The 26,031-nt window shown below is 47.0% G+C and carries 23 protein-coding genes, 1 tRNA gene and 1 pseudogene; 11 read left to right on the forward strand and 14 right to left on the reverse strand.

Annotated features, from left to right (window positions below):
• Positions 1-75 precede the first annotated feature (75 nt).
• The 8 genes from E4N66_RS03555 to glpK all read right to left on the reverse strand — a co-directional run bounded on the left by E4N66_RS03555 (position 76) and on the right by glpK (position 7,636).
• Complete coding sequence (locus E4N66_RS03555) at positions 76-339, reverse strand: hypothetical protein (protein WP_253728984.1); 264 nt, start codon at positions 337-339, stop codon at positions 76-78.
• Positions 339-974 (reverse strand): ISAs1 family transposase, encoded by a 636-nt coding sequence (locus tag E4N66_RS03560; protein ID WP_253728985.1) that lies wholly within the window; start codon positions 972-974, stop codon positions 339-341. Before E4N66_RS03560 ends, E4N66_RS03555 begins: the two co-directional genes overlap by 1 nt.
• The gene (locus tag E4N66_RS03565; protein WP_253728986.1) at positions 943-1,497 is read right to left on the reverse strand and encodes an ISAs1 family transposase; all 555 of its coding nucleotides are present in this window, start codon (positions 1,495-1,497) and stop codon (positions 943-945) included. Before E4N66_RS03565 ends, E4N66_RS03560 begins: the two co-directional genes overlap by 32 nt.
• Positions 1,475-1,963 carry a hypothetical protein gene (locus tag E4N66_RS03570; protein WP_253728987.1) on the reverse strand — a complete coding sequence of 163 codons (489 nt, stop codon included), beginning with the start codon at positions 1,961-1,963 and terminating at the stop codon, positions 1,475-1,477. The genes E4N66_RS03565 and E4N66_RS03570 overlap by 23 nt, the downstream gene beginning before the upstream one ends.
• 638 nt (positions 1,964-2,601) lie before the next feature.
• Positions 2,602-3,201: an SAP domain-containing protein gene (locus tag E4N66_RS03575; RefSeq protein WP_253728988.1), complete on the reverse strand. Its 600-nt coding sequence runs from the start codon at positions 3,199-3,201 to the stop codon at positions 2,602-2,604.
• 117 nt (positions 3,202-3,318) lie between these two features.
• Positions 3,319-4,566 (reverse strand): NAD(P)/FAD-dependent oxidoreductase, encoded by a 1,248-nt coding sequence (locus E4N66_RS03580; protein WP_253728989.1) that lies wholly within the window; start codon positions 4,564-4,566, stop codon positions 3,319-3,321.
• Positions 4,567-4,579: 13 nt separating this feature from the next.
• The gene (locus E4N66_RS03585) at positions 4,580-6,139 is read right to left on the reverse strand and encodes an NAD(P)/FAD-dependent oxidoreductase (protein WP_253728990.1); all 1,560 of its coding nucleotides are present in this window, start codon (positions 6,137-6,139) and stop codon (positions 4,580-4,582) included.
• A 3-nt stretch (positions 6,140-6,142) separates the two neighbouring features.
• A complete protein-coding gene (gene glpK / locus E4N66_RS03590) occupies positions 6,143-7,636 on the reverse strand; it encodes a glycerol kinase GlpK (protein ID WP_253728991.1) in 1,494 nt (497 codons plus the stop codon).
• A 208-nt stretch (positions 7,637-7,844) separates the two neighbouring features.
• Here glpK and E4N66_RS03595 point away from each other — a divergent pair, with 208 nt between their 5' ends.
• From E4N66_RS03595 to trxA, 3 genes are all read left to right on the forward strand, one after another.
• On the forward strand, positions 7,845-8,654 hold the full coding sequence (locus E4N66_RS03595; protein ID WP_253728992.1) for a class I SAM-dependent methyltransferase: 810 nt from the start codon (positions 7,845-7,847) through the stop codon (positions 8,652-8,654).
• 370 nt (positions 8,655-9,024) lie between these two features.
• Complete coding sequence (locus tag E4N66_RS03600; RefSeq protein ID WP_235619664.1) at positions 9,025-10,851, forward strand: hypothetical protein; 1,827 nt, start codon at positions 9,025-9,027, stop codon at positions 10,849-10,851.
• Positions 10,852-10,971: 120 nt separating this feature from the next.
• Positions 10,972-11,277, forward strand: coding sequence for a thioredoxin (gene trxA / locus E4N66_RS03605; protein WP_253728993.1), 306 nt, complete (start codon positions 10,972-10,974; stop codon positions 11,275-11,277).
• Between the two features lie 125 nt (positions 11,278-11,402).
• Here trxA and E4N66_RS03610 read toward each other — a convergent pair whose 3' ends face one another.
• Genes E4N66_RS03610 through sufC form a run of 5 tightly spaced genes read right to left on the reverse strand, consistent with a single transcriptional unit; the run spans position 11,403 to position 16,809 of the window.
• A complete protein-coding gene (locus E4N66_RS03610; RefSeq protein ID WP_253728994.1) occupies positions 11,403-12,188 on the reverse strand; it encodes a TIGR00282 family metallophosphoesterase in 786 nt (261 codons plus the stop codon).
• An 8-nt stretch (positions 12,189-12,196) separates the two neighbouring features.
• Positions 12,197-13,393, reverse strand: a complete 1,197-nt coding sequence (locus E4N66_RS03615; RefSeq protein WP_253728995.1) for a SufS family cysteine desulfurase — start codon at positions 13,391-13,393, stop codon at positions 12,197-12,199.
• Positions 13,386-14,621, reverse strand: a complete 1,236-nt coding sequence (gene sufD, locus E4N66_RS03620) for a Fe-S cluster assembly protein SufD (protein ID WP_253728996.1) — start codon at positions 14,619-14,621, stop codon at positions 13,386-13,388. Before sufD ends, E4N66_RS03615 begins: the two co-directional genes overlap by 8 nt.
• A complete protein-coding gene (gene sufB, locus E4N66_RS03625) occupies positions 14,621-16,069 on the reverse strand; it encodes a Fe-S cluster assembly protein SufB (RefSeq protein WP_253672833.1) in 1,449 nt (482 codons plus the stop codon). Before sufB ends, sufD begins: the two co-directional genes overlap by 1 nt.
• An 8-nt stretch (positions 16,070-16,077) precedes the next feature.
• Complete coding sequence (gene sufC, locus E4N66_RS03630; protein ID WP_253728997.1) at positions 16,078-16,809, reverse strand: Fe-S cluster assembly ATPase SufC; 732 nt, start codon at positions 16,807-16,809, stop codon at positions 16,078-16,080.
• Between the two features lie 186 nt (positions 16,810-16,995).
• Between sufC and E4N66_RS03635 the strand changes: the two genes are divergently transcribed.
• Positions 16,996-17,067, forward strand: a tRNA-Val gene (locus E4N66_RS03635).
• Between the two features lie 67 nt (positions 17,068-17,134).
• Here E4N66_RS03635 and aroC read toward each other — a convergent pair.
• Entirely contained in the window at positions 17,135-18,250 is a 1,116-nt protein-coding gene (gene aroC, locus E4N66_RS03640) for a chorismate synthase (RefSeq protein ID WP_253728998.1), read from the reverse strand.
• A 211-nt stretch (positions 18,251-18,461) separates the two neighbouring features.
• Between aroC and E4N66_RS03645 the strand changes: the two genes are divergently transcribed.
• The 7 genes and pseudogenes from E4N66_RS03645 to E4N66_RS03675 all read left to right on the forward strand — a co-directional run bounded on the left by E4N66_RS03645 (position 18,462) and on the right by E4N66_RS03675 (position 25,934).
• On the forward strand, positions 18,462-19,142 hold the full coding sequence (locus E4N66_RS03645) for a DUF3298 and DUF4163 domain-containing protein (protein WP_253728999.1): 681 nt from the start codon (positions 18,462-18,464) through the stop codon (positions 19,140-19,142).
• Positions 19,143-19,189: 47 nt separating this feature from the next.
• On the forward strand, positions 19,190-20,377 hold the full coding sequence (gene xseA, locus E4N66_RS03650) for an exodeoxyribonuclease VII large subunit (protein WP_253729000.1): 1,188 nt from the start codon (positions 19,190-19,192) through the stop codon (positions 20,375-20,377).
• Positions 20,378-20,436: 59 nt separating this feature from the next.
• Positions 20,437-20,550, forward strand: a pseudogene (locus E4N66_RS03655) (AAA family ATPase); the annotation flags it as partial.
• A gap of 60 nt (positions 20,551-20,610) precedes the next feature.
• Entirely contained in the window at positions 20,611-21,336 is a 726-nt protein-coding gene (locus E4N66_RS03660) for a hypothetical protein (protein ID WP_253729001.1), read from the forward strand.
• Positions 21,306-22,403, forward strand: a complete 1,098-nt coding sequence (locus E4N66_RS03665) for an ISAs1 family transposase (protein ID WP_253729002.1) — start codon at positions 21,306-21,308, stop codon at positions 22,401-22,403. The genes E4N66_RS03660 and E4N66_RS03665 overlap by 31 nt, the downstream gene beginning before the upstream one ends.
• Positions 22,397-23,215: a 3' terminal RNA ribose 2'-O-methyltransferase Hen1 gene (locus E4N66_RS03670; protein ID WP_253729003.1), complete on the forward strand. Its 819-nt coding sequence runs from the start codon at positions 22,397-22,399 to the stop codon at positions 23,213-23,215. Before E4N66_RS03665 ends, E4N66_RS03670 begins: the two co-directional genes overlap by 7 nt.
• Positions 23,205-25,934, forward strand: a complete 2,730-nt coding sequence (locus E4N66_RS03675) for a polynucleotide kinase-phosphatase (RefSeq protein ID WP_253729004.1) — start codon at positions 23,205-23,207, stop codon at positions 25,932-25,934. Before E4N66_RS03670 ends, E4N66_RS03675 begins: the two co-directional genes overlap by 11 nt.
• Positions 25,935-26,031: the final 97 nt, after the last annotated feature.

Raw genomic sequence — 26,031 nt, forward strand, 5'->3', positions numbered from 1 at the left:
TTCTGCTTGACAAAAAACATAGGCGTTTTATGCCAAAACAAATATCAGGTTGAAGCAGGTGTTAGATGATTTTTCTTAACTATTGAATCCTAAAATATGTGCAACACTTGGTGTAAGCAAATTTGATGTAATTGATATACCAAAACTCATTAGAGCACTACCGATACCTTTCAAGAAATCCATTGATACACGTTTTTGCTTAATTTCTTGTACTGTTGTCTCAACAATATTTCTTAATGCAATGTTATCATTATTTTTTTTAACCAAATCATTTAAATAGGCTATAAGCTCAGACTCTTGGTTATCTGTTATTGTAATATTGGAACAGGGATTCCGCATTATAACGAGAGCAATACTCTATCAAGGCAATCTTCTCGTTTGTTGCACAGATGTTGCTTATGGAGAAGCGGCATTTTCTTTGTGCTTATGATATCCGAGAAGTCAACCTGTTTGAGAATATTCAAGACAATTTTTCGTAAGACGCTTAAGTTTGCTGCCGCATTGTCTTTCCGTACAAGACAATAATCCTCATCGAGAATCGCATCGAGAACCCAATGCAGGTTATTTTCTATCCCCCAATGAGCCCTCATCGCAAATGCGGCCTTGTGCACATCTGTCAGTGAGGTCAAGAAATATCTTTGTTCAACGGATTTCTTCCCAGTCTTCTTTACCGTTCTTTCGCACACGAGCATTCCAACTCCATTGAGATTCTTCCATTCATCTTTTTCTGAAAGCCAATCAATATTCCCGCAAAGATAACAGGTGCGTTTTTCAATTCGCCCGTGTCCAATTTCAATGGTATATTCTCCTCGCTGAATATGGTAACACTGACAATACGCACCATCACAAGGGTGCTCAAAGAACTCTTTTACATCCCGGTGTATCGATTGCTGATTTCCTTTCAGAGAAATAACATACTCCGCTTCCTTTTCTGCTATTTTCTCAACGATTTTTTTTCTGACAGCCCATCGCATCTATAGTAATAATCATGCCTTTTAAGTCTAACAGATCCAGAAGTTCAGGAATGGCGGTAATTTCATTTGATTTTTCTTCTGTTTTCACCTGCCCGAAGCACACACCCAGAGAATGCGCCCAAGCCGAAACAACATGAGCAGCTTTATGCGGTTTTATTTTCGCCTGTCGATACATATTCAGAGCGCCGGATAGTTTTCCATCAATCGCGACCACTTCATTTTCTGCAATATGCTTGCCAAATGTCTCTCGTGCATATTCTATGAATACTTTTTCAAGCTGCTTTGCATCAATCCTTGCAAGCACTCGCAGAATCGTATCGCTGCTGGGGATGCCATTTTCCAGTTTCAGATATTTTTTGAGGGTTTGCTCGCTTAATGTCGCATAAAACTGTATTTGTTCTATACTTTTATAGCCGCACAATACTCCCATAAACACAAGCATTAATATATCGACGAGATTGTGTTTCTTGCATCTGTCGATTCTTTCGTCTTTAATGTTTTCAAATGCTTCTTGTAATGTCATTGTTCCACTCCAAGAACATTTTACCATTATTTATACCATGGGGGCTACTATTTTTTTTGACACGATTTATAATGCGGAATCCCTGAATATTGGAACCTGGTGAGTTTACAATAATTTGAGAGTTAGTTATATTTGAAAAGTTCGTTATTGCAGTTTTCGAGAAATCATTCTCATATTCATCTGTTGGCATTTTCATTTCCATTTTCTCAACTAAATCGATCGCTAGTATTGATAACTGAATCATAGTTGGAAAAGCATAACCGTGTAAATGTATCAAGCTGTATTTTAGATAGCCTTTTTCTCCAAGATATAAAATATTCTTTATGATCTCCTCTTTATCAATATCTGGTATTAATTCAAATATTGTTCCTTTTTGTACCATTGTATTATTCAAATCAAAATTTAAATACTCACAAATAACCTTAAGAATTCTTAGTCTTAACTGTTGTCGTTCTAATGCTGTCATAGTCTCTCCTAACATAAAATTTATTCTTTCTTTATTTTGTCTTGTGCTTTGCGTCAATCTAACGGGGTGGCGGATAAGCTGCCAGAAGCGAGAAAGCCTTTAGGCTTTTGAGCTTCGCCGTCAGCTTAATCCGCGTGTTGGACGGCGCTGTGCGCCGGACGACACGCGGAGATTCCGCCGCCCCGTTGAACGGGCGAGCAGCGTCCGTTCAACACCTTTTCGACCTTTCCTCATTATATCACGCAAACTACGCATTTTCAATCTAAACTGGCACCTCTCCCAGGGATTCCGCAGTATAAATAAAAACCTATGAAATTTATGTTCTAAATCATCGAAATAACTCTATATTTGAAGATATAAAGCCATTTTACGATTAAAAGCTTTGTTTTTTGTTACGTATAGCAGTGGTTTCACTGAATTTTATCTGCAAAAGCTTATAATGCGGAATCCATTGCACCTCTCCAAGCAGCTTCATCTTTCTTCCATAATACCCGCCGGAACACATCAGCAACAACCAGATTAGGCCTATCTTCACTAAATAGGATAAAGACAAATCGGTGTGCTTGAGAAAACACCCACAGCCATCTCTAAGTTTTACCGACATTAGGATATTTTTTTTCGCACGAGCAGAAGGAAGATTACATTTTCTCTATATTTATCTCTGCGTTAGGGTTGTTGATCTTTTTCCACGTTATATAATCTTTTTTTGCCTTAATATCTTTTAGCTTATTCCATGCGTCTAAAGCCGCTTCTCTTGTTGCATTTTTTTCATTTGCCAGATAATCACTGATGAAGTTATTAAATTTACAGGATGGAATTTGCGGAAGTTTTCCTTTGGTTTTGTTTAACCGAATATATTCACAAATGACATCATTATAAGTTATTTTTTCACCATCAGAAAGTTTATCTTCAATCCATCGATTAAGCCAATATTTTGCCCCTGATTTCGGTTGTAATCCCGGAATCCGTTTGTCCATTTCACTATGTATGAATTCCCATGTTTCTTTTTTGTTGCTAAAATTTTCAACATAAGTATGACTATTCAATATATCTCTATTCCGGCTTTTACTCCGATAACTATTTTTTTTATTCACCGTTCCGGTTTCCAAAAACTGAATAATCATCTTTTCAAGCTGATCCTTTCGTATTTTTAAACCAAAAGGAATTTTAAGCGATTTAGCCAATGCTTTGAGCTCACTCATGTACCAATATTTATTCTCAAATTCTTTTATTGTCATAGAGTCTTTTGCGTATGTACCGTAATTATTGTATAACTGTATGCATTAACGGTTATCATACTATCATCAATACCGATATCCTGATTTCTACGCGCGTTGCGTCCGGCCAACACCCTATTACTGCGCCGTAACTTCTGCGGTGATAGGTTCCGTCAAGGAACGTATCTTTTCGGCGCTCAACGGTATGTTGATCATTTCGGAGGGAATCATGCGGGCAATCCGTTTTGTTGCAAGCACCGTGTTTCCCGATTTCACTGATACGGTGGCATTTTGATAGATGGCATCCACTCGCATGAAGAGGTTTACCCCGTCGGGCATGTGCGTCAACACCTTGCGCGGCATCACATAGCGGATACCTTTGCCGGGCGTACAGGGAACGGAAACCGAATCGGGTAGAGCGCCGAGCGCGTACAGCCCTGCGTGTTTTCCGGCGATTCTGCTTTCCCGTGTTACAAAATCAACGATATCGTGTACATGCAGCACATTACCGCAGGCGAATATTCCCGGTATCTCTGTTTGCATCGCGCTGTCAACCATCGGTCCGTTGGTAATTGGGTCGAGTGTGACACCGGCTTTTACCGAAAGTTCGTTTTCAGGGATCAGACCTACCGAAAGGAGGAGTGTGTCGCAGGGATAATACGCTTGCGTGCCTTCAATTTCGTTAAAATGCGAATCGATTTGCGAAACGGTAACACCTTCCAGCCGGTTCTTTCCGTGGATAAAGCTGATATTATGGCTTAACAAAAGCGGTATACCGTAATCTTCCAAACATTGGGCGATATTCCGGTTGAGTCCGCTCGAAAACGGCATAATCTCTACGACGGCTTTTACCTTTGCACCTTCGAGCGTCATACGCCGCGCCATAATCAGGCCGATGTCGCCGGAGCCGTAAATGACAACCTCGCGCCCCATGCGGCAGCCTTCCATGTTCATCATCCGCTGCGCCATGCCCGCGGTATATACACCCGCCGGACGGTACCCTTTTACGGCAATCGCGCCCGCAGTGCGTTCGCGGCAGCCCATCGCAAGCACAACAGCTCCGGCCTGTATGGTTTTCAGCCCGTCCGTCCCTGCCGCAGTGATAACCCGCTCCGGCGAAATATCGAGTACCATCGTATTCAGCATTACTTGAATATCCGTTTGTGCAGTCTGCATAATAAAGCGCTGCGCATATTCCGGCCCGGTCAGTTCTTCTTTAAATTCATGCAAGCCGAAGCCGGCGTGGATACATTGATTGAGGATGCCGCCCAATTCGCGGTCGCGTTCGATAATCAGAATTTTTTTCACGCCGGTTTCCCGCGCGGCGAGGGCTGCTGCCAACCCTGCGGGGCCGCCCCCGATCACTACAACATCATATTTCATCATGTTCTTTTTCCGTTTAAGATTTTGAGGGATTACCGCTGGGGATTTCACTCTCTGCGATGTTCTTTAACCTTCCCAACACGATCTCCGTACCCCTGTCCGATTTGGCAATGTTTTCCATCGGCAGCTGTAATTCCCTGCTGAGGATTTCCAAAACGCGCGGCGTACAAAAGCCTCCTTGACAGCGTCCTGTTCCGGGACGTACCCGCCGCTTAACACCGTCAACGGTACGCGCTCCGGCAGGACGGCGGATTGCTTCGACGATTTCCGCCTCCGTTACCGTTTCGCAGCGGCAGATGATCCGTCCGTAGAGCGGATTTTCCGCAATTAGGGCTGCCCGCTCTTCGTTGGAAAGGGCGGAAAACTGACGGATACCCTTCCGTGCAGTAACAACGTGCGGCTTTTTTATCAGCTCCGCTCCTGCATACTGCAAAAGCTCCGCAACGTATTCGGCGATTGCCGGCGCAGAGCTCAATCCGGGAGATTCGATGCCTCCGGCGTGAATAAATCCCTTTGCATACTTTGAAGCATAGATCATAAAGTCGCCGGTACTCGGACGGGCGCGCACGCCGGTAAAGGTGCGGATGGTTTTTCGGAAGTCGAGCGCCGGTACCGATTTTTTTGCGGAACTGTCGATCTTGTTCAGACCGGCAAGCGTTGTCGAAGTATCCTCGCGGTCGTCAACGTCCTGCGCCGTCGGTCCTGCCAAAAGGTTGTTATCATAGGTGGGAGTTACCAGAACGCCCTTGCCCATTTTGGTCGGCGCCTGAAAGATAACGTGATGCACCAGATCGCCGCATACCTTATCCAACACACGGTACTCACCTTTGCGGGGATTGATAGCATAATCGTAATCGCCGATCATCGCGGCAATCTTATCCGCGTAGAGTCCTGCGGCGTTGATAACATATCGCGCAGTAAAAATTCCCTGCGATGTCGTTACGGAAAAAGCATGTTCTTGCGCCGACGTTTGTGCAGTTACAGCGTGAACGGCGGTATCCTGTGTTTGAACGGCAGCGCCATCCATCTTTGTGCCGCTCCTGATTTTTTGTATGCCGGTTACCTCGGCATCACATATCAGCTCAACGCCGTTTTCTACCGCATTTTCGATAAAGGCATACGTCATGCCAAAGGGACACACGATACCGGCAGTCCCGCAAAACAGCGCCCCCTTCGTTTCGGACGAAAGGTTCGGTTCTTCCGCTAAGGTCTTTTCCCGATTCCAAATCTCAAGCTCCGGCACGCCGTTTGCAATGCCCCGTTCATAGAGCTTTTTAACTTCCTCCATATCTTCATCTGAAAAGGCGACAACTAACGAACCTATCTGTTTAAAATGAAACTGAAGCTGCGGCGCAAGACGGCGGATCAACTCGTTTCCGCGCACATTGAGGCGGGCTTTTAATGTGCCCGGCTTTGCATCAAAGCCTCCGTGCACAATAGCGCTGTTTGCCTTGGAGGAACCTTCGCAAAACTCCGAATGCTTTTCGAGCAGAGCAATACTCAGCCGGTACTGCGACAACTCGCGTGCAATAGCACACCCGACAACACCCCCGCCGATTATAATCACATCATACATGAGTTAGTTTTCCCAGTTCATGGCACGTCTTATCGCCTTTTGCCAACCGGTATAGCGCTGTGTCCGCGCCGCTTCGTCCATCTGCACGGTGAATGCGCGGTCTACTGCCCAGTTGCGTTTAATTTCTTCCATATCTTTCCAAAAGCCGACTGCGAGTCCCGCCAAGTATGCGGCGCCGAGTGCGGTTGTTTCCAGCACCTGCGGACGGTGTACCGGTACATTCAAAATATCGGCTTGGAACTGCATCAAAAAATTATTGACCGCCGCGCCTCCGTCTACTTTCAGCGCCTTGAGCGTGATGCCGGAATCTTTTTCCATTGCGGAAAGGACATCCCGTGTCCCATAGGCAATCGACTCAAGGGTGGCGCGGACAATGTGTTCCCGTTTGGTGCCGCGGCTTAAGCCCACAATCGCACCGCGCGCATACATATCCCAATACGGAGCGCCGAGGCCGGTAAAGGCGGGCACAACGTATACGCCGTTGGTATCTTCTACCCGCTCTGCGTAATACTCCGTTTCGGCGGCGTCGTACACCAGTCTGAGCTGATCCCGCAGCCATTGCACGGCTGCTCCCGCTACGAAGATGCTTCCTTCAAGTGCGTAAGTTACCGTGTCTTCGATGCCCCACGCAATGGTCGTTAACAGCCCGTTCTTCGAGATAATCGGCGCAGTGCCGGTGTTCATCAGCATAAAGCAGCCGGTGCCGTAAGTGTTCTTCGCCATGCCTGCTTCGAAGCACGCCTGCCCGAACAGCGCCGCCTGCTGATCTCCCGCGGCTCCTGCAATGGGGATGTCGGCGCCGCCGAAGGTGCGTTCATCGGTTTTGCCGTACACGCAGCTCGACGGTTTTACCTCCGGCAGCATCGAACGCGGAATATTCAGTTCCGTCAGAATTTCATCATCCCATTGCAGGGTGTTGATATTGAACAGCATGGTGCGGGATGCGTTGCTATAGTCGGTAACGTGTACCTTGCCGCGGGTTAAATTCCAGATAAGCCACGTGTCGATATTCCCGAATAACAGTTCTCCCCGTTCCGCCCGCTCGCGTGCCCCGGCTACATTATCAAGTATCCATTTTATTTTCGTGCCGGAAAAATAGGCGTCGACAATCAGGCCTGTCTTTTTCCGTATCGTATCCGTCCATCCCTTTGCTTTAAGTTCGTCGCAGATTGAAGCAGTACGCCGGCACTGCCACACAATCGCATTGTACACGGGTCTTCCGGTATTCTTATCCCACACGACGGTGGTTTCCCGCTGGTTGGTAATCCCGATTGCCGCAACCTCATCGGGGCGCGTTCCGGTTTCTTCCAATACTTGCCGGGCAACACCGCTCTGTGTCCCCCAAATTTCCATAGCATCGTGTTCCACCCATCCGGACTTAGGAAAAATCTGAGTAAACTCTTGTTGTGCAGTAGCGATAATCGTGCCTGCTTTATCAAATAAAATAGCGCGGGAACTGGTTGTCCCTTGATCAAACGATAAAATATATTTTTTCATGCTATGATATACTATAAAGCGGTTCAGGCAATTATGCAAGTTCAAGGATGCATACCAGCCTTACCGGATAAAAATGTTGCCCCCTCTTGACTTAAAATCCCAATTGAATTTGTATATGTAATAAACAGGAATGGAGCATTTAGAGTGTTAAAAAACAGAGATCTTAGATTTTTCAGCATTTCCTGTCAGAGTCTGAGCGGAGGTAATTATGAATGAATTTAACGGCGTGGCCGATACGATGTTGATACCGATGGCTGCGCGGATCTATGCGTCTAAACATTTTCCTGAATATTTTTATGATGAAACGGCTTTGTCGTTGGAATCAAAAATTCCGGCGGGAACATTTGAGCGGATTTGGAAATCGTCGTCTCAATATACGATGCTGGCTTCGGTCGCTCGCTATTATAATTTTGACGAGATGATAAAAAATTTTTATGCCAAGCATGAAAAATGTAATATCATTAATCTTGGAGCCGGATTGGAAACCGCCGCGTTTAGATTACCTGAAATCAAAGCTCCGTTTTACGAAATTGACTTACCCGAAGTCATAGCGTTGCGTAAAAATATTTTGAATACAAGAGAAAACGAAACGCTGATCGATGCGGATATTTTTAAGCTGGAGTGGACGGATGGTATTGACACTTCTATCCCGTCCTTGTTGATTGTATCCGGCGTCTTTCAGTATTTCCGCGAAGAAAAAGTGCTGGCTTTTTTATCCGCGATTAAGGAGCGCTTCCCGAAGGGGGAAGTAATTTTTGATGCGACAAATGCAATCGGTATAAAGTATGCCAATAAGTATGTACAAAAAACAGGTAACACTTCAGCGCAGATGTATTTTTATGTAGATGACGGTTCTGCCTTTGCGCAAAAATGCGGCATGGAACTCATAGAACAGCGTTCCTTTTATACTACCGCACGGAAGATGTTAAAGCGTAAATTAAAGCTGTATACCCGTATCGCGATGAAAGTGTGTGACGATGGAGGCAGAACCATTATTCTGCATTTACAACTCAATTAAACACCGCAGATTTTTCTAGCAAAGGGGTAAACGCATCAGGCAGAGTAGATAAAAACCGCGGAAAAATTGAGACTGTGAGACCATTTGAACCATCTTCAACTGTTGTACATCCGTGTACAACAGTTGAAGATGAGTTTTGTGCACGCACAAAACATCACTACTGTATGGAACCACTGCCATCCTTGGTAGTTCCGGTCGAATAGTATCAATTTTTCTGCGGGGTTGTTAAAAAACGGCTTGATGCGTTTACCCTGTGATTTTTGCTCTTGTTCAATTAGAAAAAGTATGCGATAATAAAAAACAAATGGCTGTTAGTGTAAGACTCCCGGATATTTTGCGCACTTATGCTTTGCGTTTTAATAGTCCATTTGTGGGGATTAGCGAATTAACCGATTATTTACGAAAGTATGCTCAAAGAAATATAGCTGAAAAGCCGGATCTTGCTTCTTTCATTGATATATCGGAAACAAGATTGGTAACGGAACTGGAAGCTCTTGAATCGGAAGGAAAAGTAGAGCTTATTGACGATAAACGGAAGGGTAAAGTTGTCTTTGTTCCGTTCTATTTCCTCGATAAGGTAACCCGTCAATACGAGACGATTCGGGAAAAGCCGGAATTGCCTTTTCCGCTTGCCAGCGCGATACCGCAGAATTTTTCCAAACGGTTTCTTCGTTATATCAGGATTAATACCGATTTTACCGAACTGCAGCCGGAAGCTGAAAACAATACCTTTCTGTATCAACTTATGTTTCCGGATGACACACCTCCGCTTATCTTCCCGGGGAATTTTTCTACCGATCAGATGCTTGATCTTGCGATTGCAAAATTACGCTTCTTTTTTCAGAAGGATGAATTACGGGATTTTATTCAAAAGAAGTTGATAACAGCAAACCCCGGAAAAGAATATTCCATTAGAAAGTTTATTCTTACGATTCAAGCCCATTCTTCCGAAGCCATGTATACGTTGAAAAAATCAGGCGATGTATATTTGTATTGGAGCTATCTTTGCTCGGTTGTAAAACAGGAATTTTCGAAGAAAACCGAAAAAATGAGCGATGAAATCACCATTTTGCAGGCTATCTTTATTATTGAATACCTGAATAACTATTACCGGAATAAGACGCAGCAGTCGCTTCAACGGGAAACAGCACTAAAGAATCTTGATTTGGCACTTCAAAAGCCTCCATATTATTTTAATAAGGCTGCCATTGTTAATTTTAAAGATTCCCGCGGGGTACCGCTGCTCGGGCAATATAGTCAAGAGGATCTTGAAGAATATATACAGGAAAAAACTGCTGCTGACGGCGATACTAATTTACCCGACCTTCTTAGCTTCAAAACTCCTGATGGAGAGCGGTATTATATCATGTTGGATAAAACGGTGCCGTTGATTATCTCACTGGTAAACGATAACCGGAAAAAATTACGGGATGTTTGCTTAAAGAAATGGTATCAACAACTGATACGGTTTGAACAATCCGATGCGATGCACACCGATTCGGCGTTTAATCAGTTATTAAAGACCTTATGTGCGGAATACGTACCGGTATTGTATGCATTACTAGGGGCCCCGTTTATTCCTATGCTTTCAGCCGACAAACGTATTACGGAACATCAGGCTGCAGAAATTCGGAGAATATTTTCCCGTGACCGGTTATTGTCCTATACCGACTTATTTATGATGAACAGGCAAGAACTTTTAACCGATGCAAAAATTCTCTTGCCTTTCTGGTATACGATTCCTATTTTATCTTCTATCATCGCTTTTTTTATGCGCCCCAAGAAGTCTCGTCACACCGCTCGGTCGGGAAATTCTAAGTCAGGATCTTTACCGCAGCAACCGGGAACCACGAATAAAAAAGTTTCACCGCGGGAAATTGCGAGCGAACTGCAGGCTGAATTTATTCCTGAAAATAAAAGTCTACAGGATTGCATTATTGAACAGCTCGATTTGTGGAATACGATTATCGATCCGGTAATTAGAAAGCAAAATACTGAGGATGTGAACTCTTTTATCAGAGATCAAGTAAAGATAGCGCATAAGACGCAGTCTTTTTTAAAATTAACTTCCGATCGTATTCGTAATCTGGCGGATGCAATTGTCAGTACGCCCGGTTTGGCAAAAGTAAAAAATAAAGGGGCACTAAGACTTTATACGGAATATTATATCTTATGGCTTGTGCTGCATTCTGTATAAGAAAAGAATGCATATCCTCTATTCGATAGCGTTCTTTTTTTGTATCTTAACAATGTCTGAACTGATAAATACCGGTTAACCGGTAAATAGCTCAGTTCATATTTTATGGAGGAAATTGGTATGGCTGTACTACATTTAAATCAGGAAAATTTTGATAAAACAATCAATAATGCTGAAACGGCATTGGTAGATTTTTGGGCACCGTGGTGCGGGCCTTGTAAGATGCTTGGTCCCGTTTTTGAAGAAGCGGAAAAGGAAGTTAACGGAAAAGCCGTTCTCGCGAAGGTCAATGTAGACGAACAGCAAGATCTTGCAGTAAGATTCGGCGTTACCAGTATTCCGACGCTTATCCTTTTCAAAAACGGAAAAGAAGTTAAACGCTCTCTCGGATTTATTGATAAAGCCAAGATACTGGCATTGCTCTAACAAGCAGGTAATCACCATACCCCGATGGATGCAAAGTCGGGGTATTTTTCCCTCCGCATCAATAAGAACATATTTTAGGAAATACCGACCGGTCGAGCGGTTTCATCATGCAGAACTGCCGGTCTTTAGATACCCGCCTTATATACCCGTTTTAACGAAAGCGTTTTTTTTGTTTCCAATGATACCCTTGCAATAATGCCGCAGAATATCGCTTCTCCGCTTTCCGGTATGTTGAAGGTTTGCGGGGTCAGTGTGAGGCTTCGGGCTACAGCAGCTTCAATAGAGCTGCCGATGATCGAATGGAATGCCCCTATCATACCTGCATCGGTAATGTAGCCGGTGCCGCCCGCAAGGATGCGTTCATCGGCGGTTTGTGTATGGGTGTGCGAGCCGAATACACATGAAACACGCCCGTCAAGATAATACGCGAGCGCTTCTTTTTCCTGTACCGATTCCGCATGGAAATCCACCATAACTATGCCGTCAGCCTGTTCCGCTAATAAACGGTCAGCCGTTTGGAAGGGACAATCGATTGGGCGCATGTTTTCTCTTCCTTGGATATTCAGTACCGTCAACGTCCCTTGAGGTTTACGCACGGTGATGATACCGCTGCCCGGCGCAAGCGGGTAGTTTGCAGGGCGCAGTATCCGCGGTTCCTGTCCGAAACCGGCTCGCAAGTCAAACCGCTCCATACTGTGATTCCCGCCGGTAATAACATCAACCCCGGCAGCGAATAACCGCTCGGCCTGTTCCAATTCTATGCCGGAACCTTTCGCCGCATTTTCTCCGTTTACGATGATAAAATCAAGTTTTTCAGCCTTGAGCAGCTCCGGTATTATCCGTACTGCAATATCAACGCCCAGCGTTCCGCAAATATCTCCGCCAAAAAAAAGAGTCAGTTCATCACTCATTACGCAATCTATCGCTTAAAGATTTCGTACACTTTTTTGAGGGCAGCAGCGAGGGCATTGATGTCTTCCTGCGTGTTGTAGATACCGAGGCTTGCGCGGCAGCAGGAGTTGATACCCATGTAGTCCATCAGCGGCTGCGTGCAGTGGTGTCCGCTTCTGACCATAACGCCTTGTTCATCCAGAATATACGCAGTGTCGTGCGAATGGACGTCTTTAACGTTAAAGGCGACGGTTGGTACCCGCCGCTGCGCATCAGTATAGTACGCTTCTACAAAGTCGAGGCTTTTTAAAGTAGTTAAGAGTGAGCGGTGTAATCCTTCCGCATAACGATGTATTTCCTCAAGTCCAAGCTTTTTCAAAAAGTCGATACTCAACTGTAAAGAATGAATCGCAGCGGCATCTAAGGTGCCGCCTTCGTACTTTGCACCGCCCGCTTTAAATTCGCTGGTTTGCTCGCCGACGAATTCAATCATGCTGCCGCCGTAAAGGAAGGGCGGCATTTTTTCGATAAGCGTGCGCTTGGCATACAGCACTCCGGCGCCGAACTCCGCATAGAGCTTGTGCCCCGAAAATGCGAGAAAGTCGCAATCCCATGCCGCAACATCATGCGGAAAGTGCGCGATGGACTGAGCCGCATCGATAACAGCGACGGCGCCGTACTTATGCGCTTCCGTGATGATTTCCTGTACCGGAAAGACAACGCCGGTGGTATTGACGGCGGCGGTTACCGCTACAATCTTGGTGCGGCTGCCGAGCAGGGTTTTAAAACCCGCCATGTCGAAGTTGCCGTGTTCATCAAGGTAGACATACCGCAGCGCGGCGCCGGTTTTCCGTGCAACGAACTGCCACGGAATAAGATTTGCGTGATGGTTTGCAATCGAAATGATTATTTCATCGCCGGCATGGAGCTGCTCTAATCCGTAACAGTATGCAATAATATTGAGCGATTCGGTCGCATTCTTGGTAAAAATGACCTCGCCGGAATCGTCGGCGCCGATAAAACCGCTTACCGCAGTGCGGGCAGCTTCAATCAGTGCGGAGGATTCCATCGCAAGGGTATGGGAGCCGCGCCCTGCGTTTCCGTTGCTGCGGGTGTAGTACGCCTGTACGCCGTCGAGCACTGCCTGCGGACGCTGCGCAGTTGCAGCAGCATCCAAATAGTGAATATTCCGATTTTGCAGCAACGGGAAGTATTGCTTATACATGTGCCGCTCCCATTTTGCTTTGAGCACTGTCTGACGCCGCTGTTTCGGTGCCGGATGTCGCCGTTCCAATTTTGAATGCAGCCGTTTTATCCGCTTGCGCCTGAATCTGCGTTGATAGGCGTGCATCAAATTCTGCGTTGAGCCGGTTCCGTATTGCCTCATCAGGAATACTATTAAAGACGGGGCGGAATGCAGCGTCGATAATCAGCTTTTTTGCGCTGAGCTCGTCGAAGCCGCGGCTCATTAAATAGTAGAGTTTTTCTTTATCGATGGCGGCAAAGCTCGCGGCATGCTCCCCGATAACGTCATCTTCATCGCAGAAGATAGTCGGGATGCTCGCGCCGACGGCATTTTTATCGAGCATGATACTGTTATCCGCAAAGCGAGCGACGGAGGCTGAGCAGCCCTTATTCAAGAAAATATTGCCGCGGAAAACCTTATGCGCCTCGTTTTTCAGCGCACCGCGGGCTTTTATCTCCGACAGCGTACTCTTACCGTTGATAATCAGATTATGTTCAAGATCCATCCGGCGCGTTTTATCGACAAAGTACAGCGGGAAGATATACACTTCCGCCCAATCTTCCTGCATATAGGAAGAATAGGACACACCGCTTTTTTGCGAACCGAGCTGTATGTCGTGAACGGTTACCCGTGCTCTTTCGCCGACATCCATCCGCACCGTTTCAAAGTTGAGCGCGGTGTCTGCAAAGTTCTGAATTTTGATAATTTCGACTGCGGCATGTTTCCCGACACGAATACTGATAAGTCCGTTCCGATACGATTGCAGCGCGGGGGATTTTTCGTCGGTATCGAAGTACAGGATGAGCCGCGCCGCAGCGTTATCCGCTATGTCGATATAGCTCTGGTCAAACAATACGGAATGAGCCGCGTCAACGGTGAAGCGCACGAAAAAGTCCTGCATCGCTTCGGGTCTGTTCTTAGCGTATTCAGCTTTATCAGCTTCAATTTTGAGGTAAAAGCCGCTGTTCCGCTTTGCCTGCACCTCATCGGTAAAACGCTTTCCCAGTCCGCAGTTTTTTTCGCGCGGAGACTTTTCGGTGTTGAATATTTTTGCAACCTGCTCCGCACTGCATGTTTTGAGGAAGTCTTCAATCGGCAGATACTGCGCAGTCTTAGATTCCGTATGAAAAAAGATACCGGAAAAAGGAGCCACCGGTACATCCTGTATATGGTAATCGAGCCGTTTAAAATAGTTGTCGTTTCTCATCAGCCTATCGTCCCCTCCAGCTCAATGGAAATAAGGTTATTCAGCTCGACGGCATATTCGAGCGGAAGCTCTTTGGAGATCGGTTCGACAAAGCCTTTGATAATCAAGGATTTAGCCGTCGCTTCGTCGAGGCCGCGCTGCATTAGGTACAGAATCATCGAATCGCTAATGCGTCCGATCTTTGCTTCGTGTCCGATGTCGGCATCGTCGGTATGGTTTTCGATAATCGGGATGGTGTCGGTGCGGGACTCGTTATCCAGCATCAGGGATTCGCATTCGGCGAGCGCCTTCGCGCCGGTTGCATCCTTACCGATAACCAGCAAGCCGCGGTAGTTGGATTCGCCGCCGTTTTTCGCAATAGAGCGCGAGTGCATTTCGGACACGGTGTTCTTTCCGATATGGACAGTTTTAGTACCGGTGTCGAGACACTGCCCTGCGGAAGCGAAGGTAACGCCGGTAAACTCGGAGCGCGAGCGGTCACCTTTCAAAATACTCATAGGATAGAGCATTGTTACGCGCGAGCCGAACGAGCCGGACACCCATTCGATAGCGCCGTCTTCTTCTACGATTGCCCGTTTGGTGTTCAGGTTGTAGAGGTTCCGCGACCAGTTTTCAATAGTGGAATAGCGCATGGTCGCCTTTTTGCCAACATACAGCTCGACGGCGCCCGCGTGGAGTGCATTTTTATAGTACTTAGGTGCGCTGCATCCTTCGATAAAGTGCAGATAAGCGCCTTCATCGACGATAATCAGCGTGTGTTCAAACTGCCCTGATTGGTTCGCGTTCAGTCTGAAATAAGATTGCAGCGGGAGTTCGACCTTGACGCCCTTGGGTACATACACAAACGAGCCGCCCGACCATACCGCACCGTGCAGCGCGGCAAACTTATGATCGTTGGGCTTTATCAGCTTCATAAAATGCTCGCGGACAAGATCACCGTAACGCAGTACCGCCGATTCCATATCGAGGTACACAACCCCTTGGTCTGCAAGGTTTTTCTGTAAGCTGTGATATACCACTTCGGAATCATACTGCGCGCCGACGCCCGCCAGCGAGGTTTGCTCCGCTTTGGGAATACCGAGCCGGTCAAAGGTTTGCTTAATCTCTTCCGGTACCTGATCCCAGTCGGTCGCCATCGGCTTTTCGTCCGAAACTATATAATGGATAATCTCTTGAATATTGAGGTCGGAAATATCGGCGCCCCAGTCCGGCATCGGCCGTTCAAAAAAATACTGCAAAGATTGCAGCCTGAGGTCAAGCATCCACTTGGGTTCCAGCTTGCGGGCGGAAATCTTCCGCACCACGTCTTCGTTCAAACCGACACCGGTGGAATACTGATAATCGATTTTATCCTTTATATCGTAAATGCCCCGCTCAATATCGGAGATGAAGGTGCGCTTCCGCGTTTGGAACAGGGGCGAGCGGGAATCTCTAAAATCATTACTCATAGCCGCTCCTACATCCCTGCGTATCCGTGCTTTTGAATATGCTCTACCAACTCGATACCGCCGCTTTTTGCCAGCGAACCGTTAATTAAGACATGTACATGATCGGGTTTAAGATAGTCGAGTACCTTGCTATGGTGAGTGATAATTAAAATACCCATATCCGACGTTTTCAGTTTTGCAACGCCCTCAAATACAATTCTGGTGGCATCGATATCCAAACCTGAATCCGTTTCGTCCAGAATAGCGAGCTTGGGTTGGAGCACCGCGAGCTGTAATATTTCGTTCTTCTTTTTTTCGCCTCCGGAGAAGCCCACATTCAAACTGCGGTCTGCATACTCGGGATTGATGCTGAGCGTTTGCATTAAACGCATCAGTTCTTTATGAAAGGTGAGCGCCGGGATTTTTTTACCGGTGACGGCTTCCTTTGCAGCGCGGAGAAATTCTTCTACTTTTAAGCCCGGAATTTCTTCGGGATTTTGAAAAGAAAGAAAGATACCTTTCCGCGCCCGCTCAAAAACGGGCAGATCATTGAGTAATTCTCCATTAAAGAAAATTGAACCCTGATTTACCTGAAAGACGGGATTCCCGACAATCGCTGCAGCAAGCGTGGATTTTCCGGCGCCGTTCGGCCCCATAACCACGTGTACCTCGCCTGCGTTGATGGTCAAGTTCAAATTATGCAAAATCGGCTTTTCATTCACCGATAGATGTAAATTTTCTATATGTAATAGCGGTTTCATTCGCAACTCCTTCGTGTGAAATATATTACTGAAATATTATAACAAGATGCAAAATACGTTACAAGAGTTCACAAGAAATGAGCATTACACGGGCACATTGATAGGAAAGGGCAACCGCAACAGGAATATTTTAAACGCTTGCCTAAACCCCGAAAATATGCTACATTCGCTCCGTTGTTTCGTAAAGGACGATTAACTCAGCGGTAGAGTGCTACCTTCACACGGTAGAAGTCACTGGTTCAAACCCAGTATCGTCCATTTTATCTTTCTCATTATTTACTACGACACTACAATTCAATAGTGCTACAATCCGATATCGATTTAATTAAACTTTTAAGATTTGAGCTGCTCCTTGCCGAAGCATCATATCCGCAAGCACAATGGCAACCATCGCGTCGATAACGGGCATAACCCGCCGATAGAGGCAGACATCATGCCGTCCCGTAATAGCATGACTTATGCGGTCTCCGCTTGCGGTTTCCATTATCTGTTTTTGCGCGATTGAAGGCACCGGTTTTATGACTGCCTGAAATACAATATCTTTTCCGTCGGAGATACCGCCGGCAATTCCCCCGTGATGATTTTTATCGAGAGCGTTTGCTTCCGAACCGGACATACGCGCCAGCTGAAAGCCTGCACCGAATGCAATGCCCTTAACGCCGCCGATGGAAAGCACCGCCTTTGCAAGTTCTGCTTCAAGCTTATCAAAGACCGGCTCGCCGAGGCCGGCGGGAACATTCCGTACCGTACATTGTACAATAGCTCCGGCGGAATCACCTGCCTGTTTAATAGCTGCGAGTTTACTATTTATTTCCGAAGGGAGTTCATCCGTTGCAGAGATTGGGTTACAGGGGATACCTGCAATTTCTATTGCTGAAGTTTCAATGGTGATTGGAAGGCTGGTGCCATGCTGTGGGCGGTTTTCTCCGTCAGCGGATGTGCCGTCCAGCAGTTTACCGTCAGCCTTGCACGCCGTATACTGCACAGAATACGGTATCGAACAATGTGCCAGCACTTTTTTTGCGATAACACCGGCGGCAATCCGTGCAGCAGCCTCACGCCCCGATGCGCGTCCGCCGCCGCGCCAGTCGCGGCGTCGGTATTTTGCCTCGTAGGCAAAATCCGCATGACCGGGACGGTATATGTCTTTTAGTGCTTCGTAGTCATGCGGACGCGCATCGGCGTTGCGCAAAAGCACCGCAATCGGCGTTCCGAGGGTTTTGCCTTCAAATACGCCGGAAAGGATTTCGGGTATATTCGGTTCCCGCCGCGCGGTTTCAAAAGTACCCGAAGGCCGTGCCGTATTAAACGCAGCGGTAAAATCTTCAAGCTCCAGCGGAACACCGGCGGGGCACCCATCGACGACAACGCCGATTGCGGCTCCGTGGCTTTCGCCGAAGGTAGTAACTGTAAAGATCGTTCCGAATGTATTTCCTGCCATAGCGGTAGTTTACTTTAAATACCAGCCGGACTCAATATGGTTGTCAGCGGGTTGTTAAAAAAACAACCTAATGCGTTTGATCTGCGGTAACCTTTTATATCTTACGGATGTTTTAGATATCATGTGTACAATATGCATGAAAAGGAGAGAAAGCCGTAAGGACTCCCTATGAGTACGGTACACACGATTAACAACCTTACAGGAGAATAATATGAAGAATTTTAGCCGCACTTTACGTATAAGTGCAACAGTCGGTTTTATTTTGGTGCTATGCTGCTTGGCGTTTGCTGTCTATGCGAAGGATAAAGATAAAAACAAGAAGCAGGGAATCAGCTATGAGGCCGACATCGACTATCCCGTTTTTGAAAAAGAACCTCTTCTCAATGCCCAAGTTTCCGATGTTGTTCAGAAGGCACTTGAAGCCTTTAACAGCGAATTCTTTTCTGCGGAAGCGCCCGCCTATCCGCAAGGTTTTCAATTCAATATCGACAGCAGCTCGGTATACGAAGATTCTAAGCATATCAGTTTTCTCTTAACTGTCTATCAATATGCCGGCGGCGCAGCACATGGCAGCACCACTCTTATTCCGATAACCTACAGCAAGCAAACAAAGAAACTGCTTTCATTGGAAGAAGCTTTGCAACCGGCAAAAAAAGACTGGCTTGCAGCTCTTTCAACTGAGGCACGTAAACAGCTGAATGCTCAAGTTCAAAAGAAGACCTTTAGCTCCGACGAAGATTGGATTAACAGAGGCACGGAACCTACAAAAGAAAATTTTGCGGTCTTTAAGCTTGAAAAAAATTCCGTCCGCATTGTCTTTAGTCAATACCAAGTCGGGCCGTATGCTTCCGGTATGCCGGAAATTGTTGTTCCCCGCTCGTTGTTTAAGTAGGTTTGTTACAGCGTAGATTTTTTATAATATTATGATATGATGCCGGTATGGATCACGTATATTCGATACAAGAGATTACCGGCATTATCAAATCGCTTTTTGAGCAAAATTTTTCCTCCCTCCGTATTGCGGGGGAGATTTCCAACTGCCGCCCTTCAAGCACCGGGCACCTCTATTTTACCCTAAAAGATGAAAAAGCCGCATTGCAAGCGGTAATGTTTAAAGGCCGAACATGGACGCTCGGCTTTGAGCCGAAAGACGGACTCAAGGTTATCGTATCAGGTTCGCTGTCGGTATATGAGCAGCGTGGTTCGTACCAGATAATCGTCGAAACGATGGAGCTTGCCGGAGAAGGCGCTATTCTGAAAATGCTGGAAGAGCGGAAGCAGAAACTTGCGCGCGAAGGCCTTTTTGACCGAGACAGGAAGCGCCCGTTGCCGTTTTTTCCGCTCCGTATCGCCGTGATTACCAGCCCAACGGGCGCCGCCCTGCGCGATATCCTCACGGTACTTTCGCGCAGGAACCGCACGGTAAGTGTTACCGTGCTTCCCGCTCCCGTGCAGGGAGCGGAGGCGGCTCCTGTGTTAGCTCGTCAGCTGGAAACCGCCAATCGGTATAAGCTTGGAGAGCTTATCATTATCGGAAGAGGCGGCGGCTCCTTGGAAGACCTGTTGCCCTTCTCCGATGAGGCTGTTGTCCGTGCTGTAGCCGCTTCGGATATTCCTGTTATCAGCGCAGTCGGGCACGAAATTGACTGGGCGCTTACTGATTTTGCAGCGGATGTACGCGCGCCTACGCCGTCTGCCGCCGCCGAACTTGCCGTACCGGTCTTGGATGAAATTACCGATACCATTACTCAAATACAATCCGATATGCTGCGTAGTATCGGCAGCGCTTTGGAAAGAATACGGCTTACGATTAAAGGGTTTACACCGGAGTCGCTTGAAATGAAATTCCGCCGTATCGAGCAGCCGCTTTTAATGCGCCTTGACGATGCGAAAGAAAATCTGCTGTACACAATGCAGGCGCGGCTGACTGACACAAAGCACCGGCTCGCCTTGCTGACCCGTACCATTGAAGGGGCAAACCCGCAAGAAATTCTCAACAGAGGGTATTCTATCGTCTACAACCGGCAGACGGGACTTGTACTCCGCCGTGCGCAGGATGCAGCAGCTGCCCGTGAACTCCGCATTAGACTCGCCGACGGAGAAATTGCCGCTTCTACCGAGGAGTAAGCATCAATCGAATAGCAGGCGTTAAGCGAATGGCAGCGTGGAGATACTTTTGAGGTAATCTGAAACGGCGGTTTGGCAAGAGCTTATTTCTCTCAACATTAGCAGCATATTTTCTCGGTCAAAAAGAGCTGTTCAAGGGGTTATATCTTGAAAAACTGGAAGAAGATTGTGCTGATTGGTGCGGGATTTGATGAGCAAACGCGAACGATAAGAGACTGGAAAACGGAGTATCTATGTTATTAACCATAACGGCGGAAGGAGAGAATGCCGCAGCTTTAAGCTTTTTGATGCATAAGCATCCCGATACATTACAGCAGGCTGAGCTGTCAGTCGGCACAGCATATATATTTTATCCGGAGTGCAGAAAAGAAAAAGTAACAGCGGCTCTCCTTTTGGATATTGATCCCATCGGGATGGTACGCAACGCAAAGAATTTTGCCGGGAAAGATTTTTTACTGGGGCAGTATGTCAACGACCGGCCGTATGTTGCGTCTTCTTTTATGAGCAGCGCAATTTCAAAGGCGTTTTCGAGTGCGATGAACGGCAGCTGCAAAGAGCATCCTGAATTTATCGATATGCCGCTTGCCTTAACCGCAAAAATTTCCGTGCTGCCGGCGCCGCGGGGCGGTGAACTGTTGATTAAACGGATCTTTGAACCGCTCGGGTACACAGTTGAAGCGGAACGGCACCTGCTCGACACGCAGTTTCCCGCGTGGGGCTACGGAAAGTATTTTACCCTGACGCTTAAAAATACGCTGACGCTGAAAGAATTGCTTTCCCACCTCTATGTACTCATTCCTGTTTTGGATACCGAAAAACACTATTTTATCACACAGAATGAAGTTGAAAAATTGCTGCAAAAGGGCAAGGGCTGGCTTGAGCAGCACCAGGGCTTCAGCATGAAAGAAAAGTATAGTAAAGTAATGTTATGGTGGAAGGGATATTATTTGAACAAGTAGAAGACAGTCGTCAAGACTGGAAAGTAAAGCATTCGATCAGTGAAATACTGACGGTAGTAATGTGTGGAGTAAGTGCCGGAGAGCGAAGCATCTATGGGATTCGAGAGTTTGCCCGGCTGAAAGAACAATGGCTGCGCGATGTTATCGGTCTTAAACTGCCGAACGGGCTGCCTTCATATGATACGGTAAGGCGGGTATTGGGACTATTAGATCCCAAACAGTTTCAAAGTGTATTTATCCGCTGGATAGAAGAAGAACTTGATATTCCAGAGGGCAGTTATGTCAGTTTAGATGGAAAAACGCTCAGAGGAAGCGGGCTGAAAGAAGCCGGCATAGATCCATTACATCTATTACACGCCTATAGCCATGAATTGGGAGTCGTTATCGGACAGATGGAATGCAGCAGCGAGAAAACAAACGAAATACCGATAAGTAAGAAGCTCATAGAGGCACTGAAAATAAAAGAAACCATTATAACCGCTGATGCACTGTTATGTCAGAAAGAAATAGTAAAAAAGATTGCAAAAGATAATGATTATATTCTAGCTCTTAAAGGAAATCATCCGCTTATGGAGCAGGAAGTAAAGGAGTTTTTCTCAAGCTCCGCAACATCGACTCGAAGCGTCCATACTACCTTTGATAAAGGACATGGGAGAATAGAGAGACGAATATATAGCCTTGATACCAATATAGGATGGTTTGAAGATAAAAAAGAGTGGAAGCACCTTGCTGCATTCGGCATGGTTGAAAGCATGGTAACAAGGAAAGGAAAAGAATGCCGTGAAAGGCGCTATTTTATTACGAGTCTTACAGATGTAAAACAATTTGCAAAGGGAGTACGCAGTCATTGGGCGATAGAGAATAACTTACATTGGTGTTTAGATGTCCTGTTTTGTGATGATGAGTGCACAGTTCTTGACCGGAATGCAGCAGAAAACCTAGCTATTATCAGAAGAATTGTCTACAACAGAATTAAGATGCTCTCTAAAATGGATACGCTCAGTATGGGCAAGCGCGCTTGTATCTACGACGATAATTTTAGAGCTCAAATCCTTTTTTCATGCTGAAGCCCTGTGAGCAGCACCCTGAACGGGAAATTATTGTTTCGCGGTATTTAATCAACCTAAAATCGCTGGTGCGTTCCGCCTTTGAAGTACTGCAGGCAGCGGAAGACGGCATCATACCCAGCGCTGATGATGAGACTGAGCAAGATGAACTTACGAAAATAGAAGATACTGCTGCCGCTCACACTCAGCTGCAAAAAGCAAAAAAAGAGCGGCTCCATGACATACGGCTCAAGCTTGTCGCAGAAAAATTGAAGCAGAGCGGGGCTGCAAGCGTTATTGATTTAGGCTGCGGCGATGGCAAGCTGCTCAGACTACTCTTAAAAGAAAAGCAGTTTACCCGGATTGCCGGTACCGATGTTTCTTATTCGGAATTAGAAAAAAGCCAAGACAAACTCCACTGGGAAGAAATGCCTGAAAAGCAGCGTGAGCGGATTTCGCTCTTTCAAAGTTCACTGACCTATCGGGATAAACGGTTCAGCGGGTTTGATGCCGCAGCCGTTGTTGAGGTAATAGAACACCTCGATCCCAACCGCTTGCCTGCGTTGGAAAAATCGCTGTTTACCTACGCAAAGCCTCAGACCATTGTGCTGACTACGCCGAACCGGGAATACAATGTGCGGTATGAAAATCTTTCAGCAGGAAAAGTGCGGCACAGCGATCACCGGTTTGAATGGACCCGCTCGGAATTTGCAGCATGGGCGGAACGGGTTGCGCGTGAAAACAATTATACGGTTGCATTTTTCCCAGTCGGTGAAGAAGAAGAAAACATAGGAGCACCGTCCCAAATGGCGGTATTTACGTATGGAAATTAGAATACCAAAAACAGCCTTAGTACTGCTCGTGGGCGCTTCCGGCTCAGGCAAGAGCAGCTTTGCTAAAAAACATTTCGCCCAGTATGAAATCGTTTCGTCGGATGCGTGCCGCGGTATTGTTTCCAATGATGAAAATAATCAGGCAGCCTCAAACGATGCCTTTGAACTGTTCTACTATATTATTTCAATGCGGTTGAAAAAAGGATTGCTCACGGTTGCAGATGCGACGAATATTCAGCCCGATGCACGGAAAAAACTCATCAGCATTGCCCGTTCCTTTCACGTACTGCCTGTTGCTATCGTCTTTGATATGCCGCAGGAGTTATGCGAAACGAGAAATCAGCAACGCACAGACCGGAACGTTCTGCCCCATGTTATCCGGCGGCAGCTGCAGGACTTAAAGCGTTCCCTCCGGAGCATAAAAAAAGAAGGCTTTAAAAAACTCTACACATTCCGGTCGGAAGAAGAGGCCGATAACGTGCCCGCGATTGTGCGGGAGAAGCTCTATAACGATAAGGCTGAGCTGCATGGCCCCTTCGATATTATCGGGGATGTACACGGCTGTTACGAAGAGTTGATTGAGTTGCTGCAAAAACTCAGGTATATAATAGAAAAAACAGCAGATGACGGCACCAACTACGGGTTAAAAGTCAGTCATCCTGAAAACCGCACGGTCATTTTTTTAGGTGATTTGATTGACCGAGGCCCCGCATCGCCCGCCGTACTCAAACTGGTTATGAGCATGGTTAGAAGCGGTACAGCGCTCTGTGTTCCGGGCAACCATGATATGAAGCTCCACAAAAAACTCACCGGAAAGGCAGTGCAGGAAAAACACGGCTTGGCTGAAACACTCCGGCAGCTTGAAGGTGAAACCGATGCATTCAAGAACGATGTAAAAGAATTTTTGTACGGGCTTGTCAGTCACTATGTGTTGGATGCAGGAAAGCTCGTGGTTGCCCATGCGGGACTCAAAGAAGAGATGCAGGGACGCGGTTCGGGAGCGGTACGCTCGTTCTGTTTGTATGGAGAAACCACCGGAGAAACGGATGAGTTCGGCTTACCGGTGCGGTACAACTGGGCAGCGGAATACCGCGGTCGTGCAAAGGTTGTGTATGGGCATACCCCTGTACCATCCGCACAATGGCTGAACAACACCATCGATATTGACACAGGTTGTGTTTTCGGCGGCTCCCTCACCGCGCTGCGTTACCCCGAAGAGGAACTCGTTTCGGTACCGGCGCACACAATGTATTGCAAACCGGTGAAGCCGCTTGAGGCTGAATGCTGCAGAACCGGAAGTGCACTGATACACGAAGCCGCTATCGCAGAAGTTCCGGCAAGCAACGAAGCTGTACAGCCGTCGGTCAATATAGCGGCAGTGTACGGTGCATCCAACGCGCTGAAAAACCTGCAAGCGGATAGCAGCAACACTGCACACAATACAATCATGTCATTGCAGCAGCAAGATGATGATGTGCTCGATATAGAAGACGTAACGGGGCGGCGGATTGTTCAAACACGGCTGAAAAACAACATTTTGATTCGGCAAGAAAACTCCATTGCCGCCCTTGAAGCGATGAGCCGGTTTGCGGTAAACCCTAAGTGGCTTATCTACCTGCCGCCTACCATGTCTCCCTGCGAAACAAGCGCACTCGACGGCTTCTTGGAATATCCCGCCGAAGCAATCGGCTATTACAAAAACCGCGGGGTTCAAGCGGTGGTTTGCGAAGAAAAGCACATGGGTTCCCGCGCGGTACTCGTTATCTGCAAAGATGAACAGACCGCAGCGCACCGATTCGGTATTACCGGGGAAGGATTCGGTATCTGTTATACCCGCACGGGGCGGAACTTTTTTAATGAGCCTGAAACCGAACAAGCGTTTCTAACCAAAGTGCGGGATACCTTAACCCGCTCAGGCTTTTGGGGAAAGCATCAGACCGATTGGGTGTGTCTGGATGCAGAGCTGATGCCGTGGTCGGTAAAGGCGCAAAGCCTTATTCAGGCACAATATGCGGCAACGGGATCTGCGGCGCTCAATGCACTTGCGGAAGCGGAAGCCGTGCTGCGTGTAACGGCACAGCGCGGTATAGAAGGCGCTCAGGAGATGCTGCATACCTTTGCAGAGAAAAAGCAGGCAGCGGAAAAATTTGTTTCCGCATACCGCGCCTATTGCTGGGAGGTTACCGGCATCGATGATTACAAACTTGCACCGTTCCATATTTTAGCAACGGAGGGGGCTGTTCATGCCGATAAAACCCACCAATGGCACATGGAACAGATCGCCGAGATCTGCCGTGCGGATTCCACGCTTTTTAAACTGACGCCGTATAAAATGGTGCATTTGGACAACGAAGCGGAAATTACCGATGCGGTAGCGTGGTGGCTTGAGCTTACAGGTAAGGGCGGCGAAGGCATGGTGGTAAAGCCGTATCAATTTACCGCTTATGGTACGGACGGTACGCTTTTGCAGCCTGCCGTAAAATGCCGCGGGAAAGAATACCTTAGGATTATCTACGGACCCGAATATTGCAAGTCGGAAAATCTTACCCGGCTTAAAAAACGGGGATTAGCAAAAAAGCGGAGTCTTGCCCTCCAGGAATTTGCCCTCGGTATCGAAGCGCTCGAACGCTTTGTACGGAAAGAACCGCTCCGGCGTATTCACGAAAGTGCATTCGGCGTGCTTGCTATGGAAAGTGAGCCCACCGACCCGCGGCTGTAGAAATAATCCGGTGCGGTTGACAGCTGATGCAGTTCACTTATGCAGTTGACGCTGTACTAAAGCGAGTTTTTTTAGTATGTTAGTACGTCAACGGTTT

The organism is Treponema sp. OMZ 857, assembly GCF_024181085.1.
Lineage (GTDB): Bacteria > Spirochaetota > Spirochaetia > Treponematales > Treponemataceae > Treponema.